Origin of the sequence: Bartonella queenslandensis AUST/NH15 (genome assembly GCF_000312585.1) — a bacterium.
Lineage (GTDB): Bacteria > Pseudomonadota > Alphaproteobacteria > Rhizobiales > Rhizobiaceae > Bartonella > Bartonella queenslandensis_A.
On the sequence record NZ_HE998143.1, the window covers coordinates 1 to 505 of the forward strand.

General features: G+C 43.6%; 1 protein-coding gene. It reads right to left on the minus strand.

Translation table 11 applies throughout. From position 1 onward, the window contains the following. The coding region (locus tag BN338_RS09660) for a DNA adenine methylase (protein ID WP_039761775.1) at positions 1-332 on the minus strand (332 nt) is incomplete at its 3' end. Positions 333-505: the final 173 nt, after the last annotated feature.

Below are 505 nucleotides of genomic sequence, written 5' to 3' on the forward strand. Positions count from 1 at the left end.
TTTGGATCTTGGGTGCGTAACCGTTCAAACGCCTCACGACTACTCACCTGGAACTCCAACAGATCCATGAAAGGGTAATAATGCCGTTGCAACACCCGAAAAAAATTCACCACATCACCTGAACGATCATTGATCACTTCACATGAGGGGAGTAATTTTCTCCTAAAGAACACCCCACCCATTCCAACAAAAGGCTCTGCATAAGTGCGATGAGGAATGCCTTCAATGATTTTGATAAGGATCTTCGCCAACCTGGCTTTGCCACCAATATAAGCAGCAGCTGGTTCTATAGGATCAACAGATTTTAATTTTTCTTTATGAAGTATATCCATAATTTCTTAACACTCTTTCATCTATATTCGCCGTCTTCTCATTGCTTTTAGTGATAAGAAGTGGCTGCGATGTTATGTTAATGTGCATCGGACGGGGGTGTTCGCAAAACTTAACCCCGTTGGCTGGGCAACCAGCCCAGCCTCTCTTCTGTATTGCTTTCCTTTCCCTTCTC